Genomic DNA, 1,301 nt, shown 5'->3' with positions numbered 1-1,301 from the left:
TGAGCTGAACCGGATTTTGTAGCGGCCCTGAAGCCAGGCATGATCGCCTCGGCAGATGGGAGAACACAGGTCCGATGCCTGCACCGCGGAAGTACCCCGACGAGCTGCGCGAGCGAGCCGTCCGAGAAGTCCAGACCTCCGGCCGTCCGGTCGCTCATGTCGCGAAGGACCTGGGCATCCACAAGGAAGCCCTGCGCGGCTGGGTCCGCCAGGCCGAGGCCGACAAGGGCGACCGGCCCGACCTGCTGACCACTGCCGAACGGGCTGAACTGGGACAACTCCGCAAGGAGATAGCCGAGTTGCGTCGGGCGAACGAGATCCTGAAAGCCGCTTCGGTGTTTTTCGCGAAGGAGCTCGACCAGCCCCGCACGAGGCTGACGCGGTGATCAACCACCTCCGCGACGACTTTGGGGTCGAGCCCGTATGCCGGGAACTGGACCTGTCGGTCTCGGCATTCAACGCCCGCCGCCGGCGCCCGAAGTCCGCCCGGCGACAGCGCGATGAACAGCTCATCGAGCACATCCGCCGCATCCATGACGCGTCCGGCGAGACCTATGGAGCCCGGCGCATCCACCGCCAGCTGCGGCGCGAGGGCATCACCACAGCCCGATGCACCATCGAGCGCCTCATGCGCGAGGACGGCCTGGTAGGTGTGATCCGCGGGCAGCGGCGCCGCACCACGATCCCCGAGCCGACCGCGCCCAGGCCGCCCGATCTGGTCAACCGGCGCTTCACCGCGAGCAGGCCGAACCAGCTGTGGGTCGCCGACCTCACCTATATCCGCACTTGGTCGGGCTGGGTCTACGTCGCTTTCGTCCTGGACGTGTACTCGCGGATGATCGTCGGATGGCAGCTTGCCACCCACATGCGGACCGATCTCCCACTGGACGCACTGGAGATGGCCTTGTGGCGGCGGGGAATCAAGAGGGGCTCGGGTCTGATTCATCACAGCGACCGCGGGTCGCAATACGTGTCAATTCGGTACGGCGAGCGGCTCATTGAGGCTGGCGCGACCGCCTCCGTCGGCTCCGTCGCGGACAGCTACGATAACGCGATGGCCGAAGCTCTCAACGTCTCCTTCAAGGCCGAGCTGATCGAGCACCAAGGCCCCTGGCGGGACGTTGACCAGGTCGAACGTGCCGTCGTCCAATGGGTCGGCTGGTACAACACCGAGCGCCTGCACTCCGCCCTCGACTACCTCCCACCCGAGGAATTCGAAGCCCAGCACCACCGATCACAGGTCGCCCCGAACGCCGCCTGAAACCAGAGAAACCGGCCGCCACGAAACTCGGAGCAGCTCA

The 1,301-nt window shown here is 66.3% G+C and carries 1 protein-coding gene; it reads left to right on the top strand.

Annotated features, from left to right (window positions below; translation table 11 throughout):
- Positions 1 to 74: 74 nt before the first annotated feature.
- Positions 75 to 1,261, top strand: a protein-coding gene (locus ACFVX4_RS42135) for an IS3 family transposase (protein WP_389988853.1) whose coding sequence is annotated in 2 segments (ribosomal slippage) — positions 75 to 342 and positions 342 to 1,261 — 1,188 coding nt in all. Because the reading frame shifts where the segments join, the coding sequence is not laid out codon by codon here.
- Positions 1,262 to 1,301 lie beyond the last annotated feature (40 nt).

Source organism: Streptomyces sp. NPDC058240 (assembly GCF_042882135.1).
Taxonomy (GTDB): domain Bacteria; phylum Actinomycetota; class Actinomycetes; order Streptomycetales; family Streptomycetaceae; genus Streptomyces.
This window is presented reverse-complemented; position numbering and strand designations above follow the sequence as displayed.